We start from the raw sequence: 15,295 nt of genomic DNA on the forward strand, positions 1-15,295 counted from the left end.
TCAGGTGAGATCCGCGAGGAATCCGGTCAGCCTGCGCGCGGATTCGAAGAGGGCTTCCGGCTGCTCGGCCACGCAGAGCCGCAGGTGGCCGGGCATGCCGAAGGTGGATCCGGCGCGCAGCCTCACACCGGCTCCGGCGGCGAGGACGGCGCACAGCTCCTGGTCGTCGCGGGCGCCGCCCGCCCGTCGCGCCAGCGCCTCGGTGGCGTCCAGGCAGAGGTAGATGCCACCGGCGGGGGCGACCGGCCGCAGCAGCGGTATCCCGGTCATCGCCTCGACGGCGGTGGCCCGCTGCCGGGCCAGCGCGGCGGTCCGCACGCCCAGCGCGTCGCGCTCGCGCAGTACGGCGGCGGCCGCGGCCTGGGACAGGGTGGACACCGGGCCCGTGGTGTACTCCACGCAGTCCCGGACCGCCGCGCAGAACTGCGGCGCCGCCCACACCCAGCCGACCCGCAGTCCGGCGAGGGCGTACACCTTGGACGCGCCGCCCACCACGATCTCGTGGGCCGAGGCGCGCACCTCCCGGTCGACAAAATCGGCGTACGCCCAGTAGATGTCGTCGACGATCAGGCGGACGTCCCGCTCGGCCGCCCAGGCACGCAACGAGCGCATCCGGGCCCGGTCGTAGTACGCGCCGGACGGGTTGACCGGGCTGTTGACCAGGACCGCGCGGGTCCGGTCGGTGTACGCCCGCTCCAGTTCCGCGGGGCCGACGAGCAGGCCGTGGTCGCGGTCACCGGGGACCGCGACGGGCTCGGCGCCGGCCCGCCGGATCACCGACGGGTAGTGGCTCCAGTGCGGCTGGGGTACGAGCACCTCGCCGCCCCGGGCCACCGCGTCGAAGGCGGCGAACAGGCCGTGCCGCGCGCCGGCCGTCACGGTGATCAGCTCCGGGTCCACCGTGGTCCCGGTGCGCTCGGCGTAGTGGTCGGCGACCGCCGCGCGCAGTTCGGGCTGTCCGTACGGGGCCGCGTAGGCCACCACCCGGTCCGCGGCCGCGGCCTTGGCGAGCGCCTCGCGCGCCGACTCCGGCAGGGGCTCGACGATCTGACCGGACGCCAGGTCGACGACCTCGTGCGGGGCGGTGCTCATACGTACGCCCCGCGCGTCCGCAGCGGCTCCAGCCCGACGAGCTCCGCTATCTTCGCGAGGTCGGCCACGACCGGCGGCAGCAGCGGGATGCCGGTGGCGGCCCGCTCGGTGCTCGTCGCGTGCCGGCGGTCGCCCGGCATACGGACGCCGACGCCCTCGGCCGCCGGAGCGGCGGCCCGGATCTCGTCGGCCATCGCGTCGACCCGGCCCGCGATGGCGGAGGCGTCGCCGAGGGCGGAGATGTCCACGCAGAGCACGAACTGGCCCAGGTCGGCGCCCTGTTCGCCGTACGTGTGCCTGCTCCAGCTGGCTCCGGCGAGCGGCCCGCAGAGCAGTTCGGCGAGCAGGCCGATGCCGGATCCCTTGTGGCCGCCGTACTCGGTGCCCAGACCGCCGAGCGGCAGCAGGGCGTAGCCCTCGCGGGCCTTGAGGCCGGCCACGACCCGCGGGATGTCGGTCGAGGTGGCGCCGTCCGGGCCGACGGCCCAGCCCGGCAGCATCGGCTGCTGCTCGCGGTGCAGCCGCTCCAGCTTGCCGCGCGGCACGATGCTCGTGGCGGCGTCGTAGCAGATCGGTTCGCCGGTGGTGGGCAGGGCGTAACTCACCGGGTCCGTACCGAACATGGGCTCGGCGGCGCCCGCGGGTGCCACCTGGGGCGTCGCGTTGGTGGTGACGAACGCGAAGGCGCCCCGGCGGGCGGCCCGTTCTGCGTACCACCCGGCGATGCCGATGTGGTTCGAGCGGCGTACGGCCACCGCTGCCACGCCGTGTGCCCTGGCCTGCTCGACGGCGTGGTCGACGGCGAAGCACAGGGCCGGCTGGCCCAGCCCGTTGTGGCCGTCGACGACGGTGACGCCGCCGTGCTCGCGGACGATCTCCGGGCGGGCCCCGCCGTCGATGGTCTTGCGGTGCAGCCCTTCGACGTAGCGGCGCAGCCGGGCCACGCCGTGGCTGTCCACGCCGGCCAGGTCGGCCGCCACGAGGACCTCGGCCGTGAGTTCGGCGTCGGCGGGCCGGGCTCCGGCCGCGACCAGCGCGTCGTGCACGAAGTCGGTCAGTACTTTCTGGTCAACCCTGGTCATGCTTGCTCCAACAGGTCTCTGGCCGCCCAGGTCCGGCAGGCCTCCGCCGCCGCTCCGGCCAGTCCCTGGCGGAGCTCGGCTCCCGTGACGGCGGGCGCTGACGTGGTGCGGGTGATGCGATGGGTGCTGATGAGTCGGTCGGGTAGCGGCGCGGTGACGCGTACCGCGACCATGGCGGTGGGCCGGCCGTGGGCCAGGCGGCGCTGTGCGACGGCGCCGGGCAGTTTGCCGCGCCAGGTCCCCTCGTCGATGACGCCTTCCGCCGTGACGGTCAACGCGGCCGTCCCGATGGTGTCTTCGGGGTCGACGATGTCCAGGAGACCGGTGGCTCCGCTCTCCGCCGTCGTCGCGGCCACGGCGGCGACACCGAACCCGATGCCGCCTCCCGCTCCGTACCAGGGCCTGTCGAACCGGTCGTGGGCCGTGGCGTCCCCCGCGTCGGCGAGCAGCCGCGTGAGGTGGTGCAGGGCCTGGACGGCCACCGGGCGGTCGGCGTCGGTGACGCCCTTCTGGGCCCCGAACCCCTCCAGGTTCCCGGCCAGCGGGGTCCGTACGTCGGACAGCAGGCGGACCGTCACCCCGGCGAGCAGGCGCCGGGCCGGCTCCAGGTCGACGCGTGCGACGGACGGCAGGGCGTACGGGAGGGGGTCGATGCTCCGGCCGTCCGCGTCCAGGAAGCGGGCTCCCAGTGCCGCCAGGGCGCCGGCCCCGCCGTCCACCACCGCGGTGCCGCCGAGACCCAGCAGGATCGAGGTGGCCCCGGAGACGACGGCCGCGGCGACGGCCTGCCCGGCTCCCGCCGATCCGGCTTCGAGCGGCTTCAACTCGTGGGGCAGCAGGGCCCCCAGGCCGCTCACGCGAGCGGTCTCCACCGCCGCCCGGCGCGGGTCGAGGGCGAGCCACCCGGTCCGCCGCACGCGGCCCCGGGCGTCGAGTGCGTCCAGGTCCCGCCAGGTGCCGCCCAGCGCGGCCCGGAGTGCGTCGAGGGTGCCGTCCCCGCCGTCGGCCAGCGGGCGCAGCAGGACGCGGGAGCCCGGCCGTGCCCGGCGTACCCCCTCGGCCAGGGCGGCCGCCACCTCGGAGGAAGTGGCGTATCCCCGCAGGGGGTTGGGAGCCACGACCACGGGCCACGGGTCCGCCGTCCGGGCCGTCTCGCGTTCGTTCACACGGACGCCACGTCGCCGCGCCGCACCCATGTCCGCAGCAGCAGCCGGGTGTGGTGGGCGGAGTCCTGGAACTCCGTCCGGCCGTGCAGCACCGACAGGTTGTCGAACAGGGCGAGTTCCCCCTCGCGCAGCTTGCCGACGACCGCCCGGGTGCTCCGCTCGACGGCCTCGTCGAGGGCGTCGAGGGCGGCGCGCTGCGCGCCGGTCAGCGGCGGCACGCCCGGGTGGTCGTGGCCCTGCTCGATGTAGCTGCGCAGGTAGGTGATCGCGGTACGGCCGTGCTGGGTGAACAGGACCGGCTTGACGGTGGTCGGCGATCCGCCGTCCGCCTGGTCCCCGCGGCGGTCGAAGTGGAAGGGCTCCCGGAGCACGGTCCGCACCTCGGGGCTCAACAGGCCCTCCAGTTCGCTGACGTGGACGCAGCGCAGGGCTCCGCCGTCGGCGGACTGGCGTACGCAGAACAGGGTGAACACGTCCGGGGCGGGCAGCGGGGCCTCGGCCCCGTCGGTGTGCAGGTCCCCGCCGAAGCGGGTGTCCGAGTAGCGGATGCGGCCGCGCTGGCTGATGCTGGCGCCCCGGTCGCGGACCTCCCGGATCAGGGTGCCCTCGCGGTTCTGCGGCAGCGGCTCGCCGAGCAGCCGGGTGGTGCGCAGGACGGCGCGCTCGCCGGCTTCCCGGCCGGGTGCGAAGCCGGTGAGGACCAGCACGCCGGTGCCCGCGTAGAGATGCTCGCGCGTCAGTTCCCGCAGCCGGGCCCGGGCGCTGTCGGCATCCGCTTCCGCCACGTCCTCGGCGGTCAGGTACTCCTGCAGGCTTCCCGTCACCGCCACTCGTACGGGGTCGAACCCGTCTGTCGGTGCATCGGGCAGGGCGGCCGCACTGCCAAGCGTCGAGGGATTCACCCGGAACTCTCCAAACGGAACGAATTGCTCATCCAAGGGGGCCGGAAATGGTCCTGTCGCCGGAGCGGCGGCGGCCCCACGATGCCAACCAACTCTTTGGTTGGCTCATATTGGCATGCGTTTCCGGGATGCTCAACCATTTAGTTGGCTTGGATTAAGCTGGACGCCATGACAAGGGACGTCGCGCGGACGAGGAAGCTCCTTCTCGACGCAGCGAGAGCAGAGTTCGCCGAGTACGGGGTCGCCGGAGCGCGCGTCGACCGTATCGCCGCGAACGCCGGCGTGAACAAGCAGCGCATCTACGGACACTTCGGCAACAAGGAAGAGCTCTTCGGCGTCGTGCTCACGCAGGCGATGACGGAGCTCGCCGAGAAGGTGCGTCCGGGAACGGGGTCGGTGGGCGAGTACGTCGGCCGGGTCTTCGACTACCACCGCGAGGACCCCACCCTGCTCCGGCTGCTGATGCACGAGGCGCTGAGCTACCGCGACGGGCTGGTGGAGCAGAATCCGGCCAGGTCCAAGTGGTACACCGGCGCGTGCGAGGCGCTGGAGGAGTCCAGCGGCTGCTCGGCCGAGGAGGCGGGGCACCTGCTGCTCACGCTGATCGGCCTCGGCGCCTGGGCGAGCGCGATGCCCCAGCTGACCCGGCTGGCGCTGGGGCCGGACGCGCAGGGGGACCGGGTCCAGGGCGAACTGCGGGATTTCGTGGTGGCCTTCGCGGAGCGCGGGGCCGGGGCCGGGCCCGGGGCCGGCCGCTGACCGCGACCGCGATCGGGGCAGGGGCAGGGGCAGGGGCAGGGGCAGGAGCCGGGACAGGGGCCAGTGGTGGGTCGGACGGGATCCGGGTCGGGTCGGACGGGACCCCGGCCGGGCGGGGCGAGGCCGGGCCGGACGGGACCCGGGCCGGGCCGGCCCCGCGGTCACCCGGCCCGGTACGGGGGAGCCACCAGGTCGGGCGTGATCGCGCGCACCGACCCGGCACCCGCCAAGGCCATGGACTCGGCGAAGCCCGCCCGGTAGGACTCGAACATCGAACGGACGCCCTCCGAGCCGCCGGTGGCCAGGGCCCACAGCACGGGCCGCCCCACCAGCACGGCCCGCGCACCGAGAGCCAGCGCGGTCAGTACGTCCGTACCGGTGTGGATCCCGCCGTCGACCAGGACGGGGACGCGGTCGCCGACCGCCCGGACCACCTCGGGCAGGGCGGCGGCCGTGGACACGGAGCGGTCCAGCTGGCGGCCGCCGTGGTTGGAGACGATCACGCCCGACGCTCCCGCTTCGACGCACGCGGTGGCGTCGTCCGGCCGCAGAACGCCCTTGACCAGCACGGGAAGGCCGGACTCCCGGGCGAGCCGGGCGATGGTCTCCGGGCCGATCGAGGGGTCCTGTTCCCATGCGCTGCTGCGCGTGTCCAGGCCCACGTCGCGGCTGAGCCGGTCCTGCGCGGACAGCGGCAGCGGCCGCCGGACGCGGGGTTTGGCGGCCACGTAGGGGGCATCGACGGTCAGCACCAGGGCCCGGGCGCCCGCCGCCGCGGCCCGCTCGACCTGCTCGCGGGTCAGCTCCCGGTCGCGCAAGGCGTACACCTGGAACCACCACGGTCCCGCCGCGGCCGCCACGTCCTCCACCTCGCGCGTGGCGCGGGACGACAGGACCAGGAGCGAACCGGCCCCGGCCACGCCCCGGGCGGTCGCCACCTCGCCCTCCGGGTCCGCCATGGAGTGGAAGGCGGTGGGGGCGGCGATCACCGGGGAGGCCAGCTCCGTGCCGAATATCCCGACCGACGTGTCCGGCTCGGAGACATCGCGCAGTATGCGCGGCTTCAGCCGGTATTCCTGCCAGGCCCGATGGGCCTCGTCGCGGCTGATCTCCTCGCCCGAACCCGCCGAATAGAAGTCGTAGGCGGCGGAATCCAGTCGGTCGCGTGCCGCTTCCTCAAGCTCCGGAACGCTGAGAGTTGTCCGGTTGATCACGTTGTGAATCTCCTTGTCCCTCGGATCAGTTGGCCGGCCGAAGCGAGCCCCGGGGTCAGTTCAACAGATTGTTGACATCGCTCGGTCCGCATGCTTGGCTGAATCTTGTAATGGGAGACGCTATCCGTTCACCGCCGGTCCTCGTGATTCGGCCACTGCGTCCAGACATGCTCAACTCCCGGTATCCGCACCACATCTCGGAGCCTCAGGGGATTGCACGACAATACTTAAGGTTGGCAGCACAGGGTGAGAATCGCCATTTCCGGCACCTATTCGGCCGGCAAGACGTCGACGGTCATGGCGCTGTCGCACTACACGGGAATACCGCGCACATTGGCGCGAACCATCAGGGAGATTCTGCCGGAGACATTTCCCGGCAAACCGCTGGCCGAAGTGACCCCGCCCGAATTCCTGCAGCTGATGATTCGCCGGCACACCGGCCGCGCCGTCCAGGAGGCTTTGCTCGGCGAGCATTTCATTTCCGACGGCTCCTCCCTGCAGGAGTGGCTCTACGGTGCGGCCCGGGTGACCCACGGGATGAACCCGAACGACACCGCGGACCGTGAGCCCGGCGCGGCGGCCCGCCCTACCCCCGAGATGCGTTTCTTCGCCGACGTCGTCGACCAGTTCGGCCAGTGCTTCAAGCAGCACGTGAAGGACACCTTCGACGCGTACGTGCACCTGCGGCACGAGCTGCCGATCGCGGCGGACGGGCACCGGCCGATGAACGACGGCTTCCGGGGCGACATCGACAGGATGCTCCTGGACACCCTGGTCGAGCTGGAGATCCCGTACCACGTCGTAGGCGGCACCCTGCCCGAACGCGTGCGGACCATCGCCGGGCTCTTCGGACTCGATCCCGTGATGAGCGCCGACGAGGCGGTCGAGCTGGCCCGGCTGGACTACGACCGACAGGACTTCCGGATCGAAACCGCACGCGTCGAAACCGCCCGCGTCGACACCGCCCGCGTCCCGGCCGCGCGCTGACGCGCTCCGGTCGGCTTCGGCTTCGGCTTCGGCCGGCGCTCCCGCCCGACCGGCGGGAAGCACCAGCAACACGTGGGCCGCCCCTCCACACACCAGGAGGGAGGCCCCGTGTCATCGGAGGGGGATGACCCATGAGCACGACCACCGCACGACGCGGTCACGAGAAGTCCGGTTCCATCGAGGACCACCTGGGACCGGGGGACCGGAGGTTCTTCGGCGAAGGCTTCAAGCGCGGTGTCCACCGGATCCGGGAGATCGCCGCGGAGTACGACGCCGAGGGCGCCGGCCACATCACCGGCCGCGCCTCGGTCGCCTACCCGGCCGACTGGTCCCGCAAGGGCGACACCGACCAGCGGCCGCACCTGAGCACCGTCGACATCCTCGTCCTCGGCGTGCGCCTCACGGAGACGTACCTGGCGCACGCCAGGGGCCTGGACGCCGGGCAGTGCGCCGGATCGTGGCTGCGCCGGGTCCGGATCAGGGCGGGATCGGCCCCCGTAGAGGAGGAACTCGCGGACTTCGGGGTCCGTGCCCACGCGGCCGAGGTCCGGCCCTCGCCCGACGCCGCGGACCGGCTGGTGACGGCCATGGACTGCCGCATCGGCACGCTGACGGCCCGGATCGAGATCGACCACCCGGCCGGCCGCGCGCCCGGCGCCCCCTTCGCGGGCCCGCTCGCCGACCTGCGCGGCGAGGACGGCCAGGGGCCCTTCGGCGCCGGATACAAGCACAGGAGCCAGCGCATAGAGGACGTGTCCGTGTCCCCAGGCGAGGGCGAGGGTGAAGGCAAAGGCGAGTACGCGGCCTGCCCGGTGGCCCGGGCGCGGGTGCGCCTCGTGTCCCGCTCCGCCGAGGCCGCCGCGACCGCCGCGGGACACGGCATCGAAGGCCGCCGGCAGCCCGCCCTGTCGCTGATCGACAGCTTCGTGGTGGGTCTCCAGCTGGGCCAGGTGCTGCTCTACCGACTCGACGGCGGCAGCCGTGCGGAGAGCGGCACGCTGTGGATGCGCACGGCCGTGCTGGAGGCCCACGGGCCGCCGCCACCGCTGGTGGACGGGAGGGCCGTGGACGCCGCCGCCCACCTCGCAGACAGCGCGCTGCTGCGCACGTCCAGCGGCGACGTCTGGCGGCGCGCGGACGTCGTGGGCACCCTCGGGGGCCTGCGGCTGCGCTGCTCGGTCGCCCACCGGCTGCCCCGCACATGAGAGGCGCTGACATGCACAGCATGCACGCACCGGCCGGCCGTGCGGCGGTCCTCAAGGGCCTGGGAGCCTTCCTCCCCCCACGCGCCGTCGGCAACGAGGAACTGGCCCTGCGCCTCGGCACCACGGACGACTGGATCCGCACCCGCACCGGTATCCGGCAGCGGTTCTGGGCCGACCCGGGCACGGCCACCTCGGAACTCGCCGTCGAGGCGGGCGCCCGCGCGTTGCGGTCCGCCGGACTCGACCGGGTGGACGCGGTGATCCTGGCGACCAGTACGCCCGACCACCCGATCCCGGGGACCGCCCCGGCCGTCGCGGCCCGTCTCGGACTCGGGGTCGTGGCCGCCTTCGACGTGTCCGCCGTCTGCTCCGGCTTCGTCTACGCCCTGGCCAACGGAGCCGGACTGATCGCCACGGGCACGGCCCGGCGCGTCCTGGTCATCGGCGCGGAGACCTACTCGACCATCCTCGACCCGACCGACCCGAGCACCTCGGTGATCTTCGGCGACGGCGCGGGCGCAGTGGTCCTGGAGGCCGGGGACCCGGCCGAGCCCGGCGCGCTCCTCGGCTTCGACCTCGGCAGCGACGGCCGGCACGAGGACCTGATCAGCATGGCGGCCGGCGGCTCGCGGCAGCGCTCGGCACGACCCGGGAGCGAGCCCGCGGACACCTGGTTCACCATGCGGGGCCGGCAGGTCTTCGCCCACGCGGTGACCAGGATGGGGGAGTCGGCCGCGACGCTGCTCGACCGTGTCGGCTGGTCGGCCGCGTCCGTCGACCGGTTCGTCGGCCACCAGGCGAACGTCCGCATCCTGTACGCCCTCGCCGACGGGATCGGGATCGACCGGGACCGCGTCGCCGTGCACCTGGACCGGGTGGGCAACACCTCGGCCGCCTCCATCCCGCTGGCCCTCGCCGACGGCTGCGACGCCAAGACGCTGCGGCCCGGCGACCGGGTGCTGATGACCGCCTTCGGCGGCGGACTCACCTGGGGGTCGACCGCCCTCGTCTGGCCGGACGTCCCGGCCGCCTGAGCCACCTCACGCACCCGTCTCACCCACACCACGGAGAGAGCTTTCATGAACGCCGTAGTCCAGTACATGTGCGAGGTCCTGAGCGAGAAGTTCCTCGTTCCCGCCGAAGAGGTCGGCCCCACCGCCGAGTTCGCGGCGATGGACCTGGACTCCCTGGTCCTCGTCGAGCTCGCGGTGTCCCTCACCCAGCGGTACGGGGTCCAGGTGAGCGACTGGGAGATCGAGGCGGCCGGCACCATCGAGAACACCGCCGGACTCCTGCTGCGCAAGGACGCCCCGCTCGCGGTCTGACCCCCGCGTCCCGGGCCGCCCGTCCGGCGGGCCCGCTCACCTCCGCACCGACCGGAGGTGGTCCTCCAGGGTCCGGCCCGGGCTCCAGCCCCGGGACCGGGCCCTGCCCGTGTCCAGGACCACCGAGTGGGCGAGCTGGTCCACCGCGTAGCGGCTCAGCGCCGGTTCGGCGCCCGCGCCCGCCCTCGCCAGGGCCTCCGCGACCCGGGCCGCCGTACGGGCCACCCCCAGCGGCAGGTGCCGGATCCGGGCCCGCACGCCGTGGGCCCGCAGGACCTCCCGTACGGCCTCGTCGCGGCCGTACGGCTCGGCGTCCGCCACGTTGTAGGCGCCCGGGGGCCAGAGCGCCGCCGCCAGAGCGGCGTCGGCGAGGTTCTCCACCGCCGTCAGGCTCAGCCGGACGTCCGGCCCCGGCAGCAGCAGGGTCCCGGCCCGGACCCGCGAGAGCAGCCGGGGCAGCAACTGAGTGTCCCCGGGCCCGTAGACGGCCCGCGGCCGCAGCACCACCGCGCCCGCGGCCAGCGCCAGGGCCTCGCCCGCCGCCTTGGTCCGCCCGTACGCGTTGAGCTGCCCGCCGCGCGGATGGTCCTCGGCCACCAGACTCCGGTCGCGGCGCGGGTCGTAGACGCTGGCGCTGCTCACCCAGACCACCGGACGCCCGCCCGCCGCCCGGAGCAGCCGCTCCGTACCGTCCACGTTGACCGCGCGCATCGACGCCTCGGCCCGCGAGCCGGGCGCCGGATCACCCACCGCCGCCGCACAGTGCACCACCACGTCCACACCCGAGAGATCCGGTCCGCCCGACGCGGCGTCCCAGAAGCGGTGTTCGCCCACGGGGCCCGGTCTGCGGCCCAGGCACACCACCTGCGCCCCGCCCGCCGCGGCCGCGCGCGCGACGTGCCCGCCGCAGAAGCCACTGGCACCCGTGACCGCGATCACGGCCCCGCCCGCGATCACGACCCCGCCCGTACGGTCAGCGAACGCCAGCCGGGCAGGGCCGCCCGCCGGTCCACCCGGGCCCGGGTCACCACCGGCCGGTACGGGGCCAGCGCCCCGAGGACATCGGCCAGCTGTACGCGGGCCAGCCGGGCCCCGGGACAGGCGTGCGGTCCGGCTCCGAACACCAGCCGGGCGGTACCCGGACCGGCCGGCCGGAGGGCGTCCGGGTCGCGCCGGTGCGCCCGGGCGGCGTGCCGGGTCACCAGCAGGAGCCGGTCGCCGCCGCGCACCGGGCAGCCCCCGACCGTCCCGTCCGCCGCGGCCACCCTGGGCAGCAGCGGCGAGGCCGCGGTGACCCGCAGCAACTCGTCGGCCAGCACCGGGCGCAGCGCCTCGTCGGCGGCCTGGTCCCACAGGCCCGCGTCGGCACACCAGGCCACGGCCCGGGGGAGCGCGGCGACGGTGGTGTTGACGGCGGCGACCGCCACCATCGCGGACAGGGCGTCGTCACCCACGCCGAGCAGCCGTCGCAGCCGCTCCGCGCAGCGCGCGGCCTCGGCCTCGGCGCCCGGGCGGCGCGGGCCCGGCAGGTGACTGCGTACGGAGGCGGCCGCGGCCTCGCCGGCCGCCTCCGCCAGCACCCGCGGATCGGCGTCGCAGCCCAGCAGGGCGCACACCACCGACCCGGCCAGCTCCCGCGCCAGCCCGACGAGGTCCACCTCGGCGCCGTGAGCGAGCGGCGCGAGGCGGCGTACGAGCAACGGCCGCCACACCGCGCGCAGTTCCTCCACCCCATCCGCGCCGAGCCCGCCCGCGAGCCCGCGCCGCTCCGCCCGGTGCTCCCCGCCCTCCTGGTCGAACAGCACGCCCTGACCGCCCCGCAGCGCTGAGCGCGCCGCACCGCCCGTCGTCCCCGCCGCCGTACGGTCGAGCGGGAGCCGGGTCAGCGCCTGGCGGTAGGCGTCCGCGTCGTGCACCAGCACGGTCCGGCCGAGCCGGCGCACGGGCCGCCCGCGCGTGGCGGCGAGCAGGGCGAACAGCAGCGGATGCGCGCCGAGGTAGACCCGCCGGTCGCGCCTGCGGGCCCGCACCTGCCCCCTCATGACGATCCGCCCAGGCGTCGGGCCGCCAGGGCCGCCGTCGCCGCCCGGTCCGGTTTGCGCGAACGCCCCGACAGCGGGATCCGGGCGAACAGCAGCGCGTCGGGTCGGGCGGTGCCCATCCGCCGCAGCGGGCCCGACAGCGCGGCGCGCAGCGCGGGTTCACGTACGCCCCGCCCCGGCTGCACGACGGCGACGACCCGTTCGTCACCCTCGCCCGCCGGGATCCCGACGAGCAGGGCCAGCTCCACCCCCGGTACGTGCAGGGCGGGTTCGTACAGACCCGGGTAGATGTTCTCCGCCCGGCGCAGCACCATGTCCTTGGCCCTGCCCTCGAGGACGATCCGGCCCGAGCCGTCCAGCCGCGCCCGGTCGCCCGTACGGACCCACGCGTCGGGCTCCTCGCCCAGGTAGCGGTGACGGGCCGCGGCCCCGGACAGGAGCAGCTGCCCGTCCGCGTCGGGCTTCGCGGTGACGCCGGGCAGCGGGGCGCCCACCAGGTCGCCCGGGCCGTCGAAGGCGGACTTCTCCCGCGCTTCGACCGCGGCGGCCGGAAACAGCTCGGTGAGCGCGTACACCCCCCACGCCTGCGCCGCGCCCGCCGCCCGCACCCGTTCCAGCAGCCCGGCCGAGGCCGGGGCCGAGCCCGTCCAGACCCGGCCGTGGAAGCGGGCGCCCGCGCCCAGCGCGTCCCGCAGCGCGGGTGGGGTCAGATAGGTGTCCTGGGGGCGCAGCCGGTGCAGCTGGCGGGCCAGTACCCGGGGGTCCCGGGCCGGCAGGGCGACGGGGGCGCCGCGCGTGAGGGAGGGGACGAGGACGAAGAACGTACCGCCGAGCACGGGCCGGTCCGGGGCCGCGTCGAACAGGGCGCAGACCGTGTCCATCCCGGCGGCCAGGCTCGACCGGGTGTGGACCACGGCGCGCGGCCGGGAGGTGGTCCCCGAGGTGAACACGATCACCGCGTCGCCGTCGTGGTCCCCGTACGCGGGCACGCCCGATCGGGGCGCCGCCAGGTCCAGCGCGGGCGCGCAGCCCGGCAGCCGGCGCCCGACGGTGGCCACCGGGCCCAGCTCGGCCAGGTCCGGCAGCGCGAGCCGCGCCCGGCGGGCCAGCGGCCGGGCCCAGCCCGCCACCGCTTGCGCGGCCGCGTCGGCCAGCACCAGCGAGGGCCGGGCCAGGGCGAGCCGGGCGCGCAGCACGTCGGGCCCCGCGCCCGGGTCGAGCACGGCCCCGCGCAGCCCGAGCCGCCACAGCGCGAGCAGCACGGCCAGGGCCCGCGGCCCGGGCCGTACGGCGACGCCCACGGTGTCCCCGGAGCGCAGTCCGCGGGCGTGCAGGGCGGCGGCGAACGCGTCGGACAGCTCGGCGAGTTCGCCGCGGGTGGCCCGGACCCGGGGCGAGCCGGTACGGGTGGAGGCGAGTACGGCGGGCCGCTCGGGGCGGCCGCGCAGTGCGTGGTCGAGACGGTCGAGCATCAGCGGGGGTCCGTTCCGTGGCAGCCGCTGCCCTGGTCGAGGTACCAGCGGGCCGTGCCCGCGATCCCGTAGGCCCGGAGGCGTCGCGTGGAGTTCTCCACGACCATGTGCCGGCAGTGGACGATCCGGTCGGTGTGGCGGCGTACGGCGTTGAGGAAGAGCCGGTCGGTCGGCGAGGGGCGCCGGGGCATGCCGCCGACCGCCAGGTACAGCTCGGCGGTGATCGCCATGTTGTTCCCGGCGTGCATGCGGTACGGGGCCCGGAAGCCGTTCTTGCGGGAGTGCTGGGGCCGCAGCCGCCCGAAGAGCGCGGCGAGCGCCACGAGCAGGCCGAAACCGGCCCGGCCCAGCGGGCCGTGCTCGTCGCGCCGGGCGGTGATCCGCCCGCACACCAGCCCGGGGCTCACCGTGAGGGCGGCGCGGGCGGCGCCCGTCCAGCCGGGGCGGGGCAGGCAGTCGGCGTCCGTGCGCGCGAGCAGGGCCGCGCCCCGCCCGATCGCGTACCGGAAACCGGTGTCCACGGCGGAGCCGACCCCCTTCTCCGGCTCCTCGATCACCTCCACCGGGAACGGCGCGCCCGCCGCGAACTCCCGGGCGATGGCGCCCGTCCGGTCCGCCGAGGCGTTGTCGACGACCAGCAGGGTGAAGTCCCGGTCCCGCTGCGCGGCGAGGGCCCGCAGCGTCTGCGCGAGGCGGACCTCCTCCTCGTGCGCGGGCACGACCACCCACATCGGGCCGCTCACGACTTCTCCCAGACCATGGTCATGATGCTGATCCCGCCGCCGAGGCCGACGAACAACACCCTTTCCCCCGGCTCCAGTTCCCCGAACACCCGGTCCAGCTGCACCCCGATGCCCGCGCTCGCGATGTTGCCGAGCTCGGGCACCGTCACCACCAGCTTCCCGGCCGGTACCCCGGTCAGCTCCGCGAACCGCTCCAGGTACGGCACCGTCACCTGGTGCACCAGCACCTTGGCGAAGCCGTCCCAGTCCATCCCCGTCCGGTGCAGCGTCCGGTCGATGACGGCGGTGCCCACCTTCTCGAAGACACCGCGCAGTTCGTGCCCGTCGCCGCGGAAGTAGGTGTACGCGTCCCCGCGCGGGTGCCGTGAACCGCCGCCCGGGATGCCCCCGACCTCCCAGTGCCCGGAGTGGGTCTCGGTGTCCACGTCGAGGATCCCGCCGCGCTCCACGGCCTCCACGACCACCGCCGCCCCCGCGTCGCCGAAGGTGTAGCCGGCGAAGCCGCTGCGGAACTCGGCGAAGTCGGCGGGATCCTTCCGCACCGCCCGGCTCGGGGTCTCCCCGGTGACCACCAGGGCCCGCCGGGCCCGCCCGGCCAGGACCATCGACCGGGCGAGGTCGACCCCGTTCACGAAGCTGTTGCAGGCGTTGGTGACGTCCACCGCGTGCGCCCGCGATCCCAGCTCCGCCTGCACGATGTGCGCGGTGGCGGGCTCCACCATGTCGCGGGAGGCGGACGCGAAGACCAGCAGGTCGATGTCGAGGGGGCACAGGCCGGCGGCGTCCAGGGCCCGGCGCGCGGCGCCCACGGCGAGCGTGGAGGCGTACACCCCCTCGCCCGCGACGCGGCGGGAGACGATTCCGGTGGCCTGCGTCAGCAGCGTCGGCGGCAGGGTGAGGCCGCTGCGGCGGGCCACCTCCCGCTGGAGGGAGTCCGAGGACAGGACCGTCTCGGGCAGCAGGCTGCCGACGGCGGTTATCCCGGCGCGCGGCCCTGGGTCACTTGGCTGAAAGGACATGCCCACACGATGACAAGCCGCCATCTCCCGGGCCTGAGTACGGATGCTCAGATCGGTGCACGGGCCGGAATGAGTACCACGGCCAGTGCACCGCCCCCGAAGTGGACCGACTCCGGGGGCTGTTGTGTGACGGGTGGTTCCCCTACCGTCTTCGCCAGCCGCGCGGCCCGTCCGGGAGCGATCCTTCCGTTCTCCGGCTGTACGGCCAGGTGTCAGACAAGGATCTCCGTCCGGTACCCCGGGACCGCTGTCCTTGGGGCGCCCCTCGACTCCCCCTCACCCCCAGA

At 74.9% G+C, this 15,295-nt stretch carries 15 protein-coding genes; 5 read left to right on the forward strand and 10 right to left on the reverse strand.

Annotation, left to right across the window (positions count from 1 at the left end; translation table 11 throughout):
• Genes ACGFYQ_RS27840 through ACGFYQ_RS27855 form a run of 4 tightly spaced genes read right to left on the reverse strand, consistent with a single transcriptional unit; the run spans position 1 to position 4,164 of the window.
• Positions 1-1,092, reverse strand: a complete 1,092-nt coding sequence (locus ACGFYQ_RS27840; RefSeq protein WP_393748465.1) for a pyridoxal phosphate-dependent aminotransferase — start codon at positions 1,090-1,092, stop codon at positions 1-3.
• Entirely contained in the window at positions 1,089-2,174 is a 1,086-nt protein-coding gene (locus tag ACGFYQ_RS27845; protein ID WP_393748467.1) for an Ldh family oxidoreductase, read from the reverse strand. Before ACGFYQ_RS27845 ends, ACGFYQ_RS27840 begins: the two co-directional genes overlap by 4 nt.
• Entirely contained in the window at positions 2,171-3,340 is a 1,170-nt protein-coding gene (locus ACGFYQ_RS27850) for a glycerate kinase (protein ID WP_393748469.1), read from the reverse strand. Before ACGFYQ_RS27850 ends, ACGFYQ_RS27845 begins: the two co-directional genes overlap by 4 nt.
• Complete coding sequence (locus ACGFYQ_RS27855) at positions 3,337-4,164, reverse strand: TauD/TfdA family dioxygenase (protein WP_393748471.1); 828 nt, start codon at positions 4,162-4,164, stop codon at positions 3,337-3,339. The genes ACGFYQ_RS27850 and ACGFYQ_RS27855 overlap by 4 nt, the downstream gene beginning before the upstream one ends.
• A gap of 246 nt (positions 4,165-4,410) precedes the next feature.
• Here ACGFYQ_RS27855 and ACGFYQ_RS27860 point away from each other — a divergent pair, with 246 nt between their 5' ends.
• A complete protein-coding gene (locus ACGFYQ_RS27860; protein WP_393748473.1) occupies positions 4,411-5,001 on the forward strand; it encodes a TetR/AcrR family transcriptional regulator in 591 nt (196 codons plus the stop codon).
• Between the two features lie 161 nt (positions 5,002-5,162).
• Here the strand turns inward: ACGFYQ_RS27860 and ACGFYQ_RS27865 are convergent, their stop codons facing one another.
• Positions 5,163-6,215, reverse strand: a complete 1,053-nt coding sequence (locus ACGFYQ_RS27865; protein WP_393748475.1) for an alpha-hydroxy acid oxidase — start codon at positions 6,213-6,215, stop codon at positions 5,163-5,165.
• Between the two features lie 246 nt (positions 6,216-6,461).
• On the opposite strand from ACGFYQ_RS27865, the gene ACGFYQ_RS27870 reads away from it, so the two are divergent.
• The 4 genes from ACGFYQ_RS27870 (at position 6,462) to ACGFYQ_RS27885 (ending at position 9,732) form a co-directional block, all read left to right on the forward strand.
• A complete protein-coding gene (locus ACGFYQ_RS27870) occupies positions 6,462-7,202 on the forward strand; it encodes an AAA family ATPase (protein ID WP_393748477.1) in 741 nt (246 codons plus the stop codon).
• A gap of 131 nt (positions 7,203-7,333) precedes the next feature.
• Entirely contained in the window at positions 7,334-8,407 is a 1,074-nt protein-coding gene (locus tag ACGFYQ_RS27875) for an AvrD family protein (RefSeq protein ID WP_393748479.1), read from the forward strand.
• A gap of 11 nt (positions 8,408-8,418) precedes the next feature.
• Positions 8,419-9,441 (forward strand): beta-ketoacyl-ACP synthase III, encoded by a 1,023-nt coding sequence (locus ACGFYQ_RS27880; protein ID WP_393748481.1) that lies wholly within the window; start codon positions 8,419-8,421, stop codon positions 9,439-9,441.
• Between the two features lie 45 nt (positions 9,442-9,486).
• Complete coding sequence (locus tag ACGFYQ_RS27885; protein WP_393748483.1) at positions 9,487-9,732, forward strand: acyl carrier protein; 246 nt, start codon at positions 9,487-9,489, stop codon at positions 9,730-9,732.
• Positions 9,733-9,768: 36 nt separating this feature from the next.
• On the opposite strand, the gene ACGFYQ_RS27890 is transcribed toward ACGFYQ_RS27885, so the two are convergent.
• Genes ACGFYQ_RS27890 through ACGFYQ_RS27910 form a run of 5 tightly spaced genes read right to left on the reverse strand, consistent with a single transcriptional unit; the run spans position 9,769 to position 15,008 of the window.
• Complete coding sequence (locus tag ACGFYQ_RS27890; protein WP_393748485.1) at positions 9,769-10,689, reverse strand: NAD-dependent epimerase/dehydratase family protein; 921 nt, start codon at positions 10,687-10,689, stop codon at positions 9,769-9,771.
• The gene (locus ACGFYQ_RS27895; protein ID WP_393748487.1) at positions 10,686-11,774 is read right to left on the reverse strand and encodes a cytochrome P450; all 1,089 of its coding nucleotides are present in this window, start codon (positions 11,772-11,774) and stop codon (positions 10,686-10,688) included. Before ACGFYQ_RS27895 ends, ACGFYQ_RS27890 begins: the two co-directional genes overlap by 4 nt.
• Positions 11,771-13,246, reverse strand: a complete 1,476-nt coding sequence (locus ACGFYQ_RS27900; protein WP_393748489.1) for a class I adenylate-forming enzyme family protein — start codon at positions 13,244-13,246, stop codon at positions 11,771-11,773. Before ACGFYQ_RS27900 ends, ACGFYQ_RS27895 begins: the two co-directional genes overlap by 4 nt.
• Positions 13,246-13,989 (reverse strand): glycosyltransferase, encoded by a 744-nt coding sequence (locus ACGFYQ_RS27905; protein ID WP_393748491.1) that lies wholly within the window; start codon positions 13,987-13,989, stop codon positions 13,246-13,248. The genes ACGFYQ_RS27900 and ACGFYQ_RS27905 overlap by 1 nt, the downstream gene beginning before the upstream one ends.
• Entirely contained in the window at positions 13,986-15,008 is a 1,023-nt protein-coding gene (locus tag ACGFYQ_RS27910) for a 3-oxoacyl-ACP synthase III family protein (protein ID WP_393748493.1), read from the reverse strand. The genes ACGFYQ_RS27905 and ACGFYQ_RS27910 overlap by 4 nt, the downstream gene beginning before the upstream one ends.
• Between the last annotated feature and the right edge of the window lie 287 nt (positions 15,009-15,295).

The sequence above is a fragment of the Streptomyces sp. NPDC048258 genome, assembly GCF_043201995.1.
Taxonomy (GTDB): Bacteria; Actinomycetota; Actinomycetes; order Streptomycetales; family Streptomycetaceae; genus Streptomyces.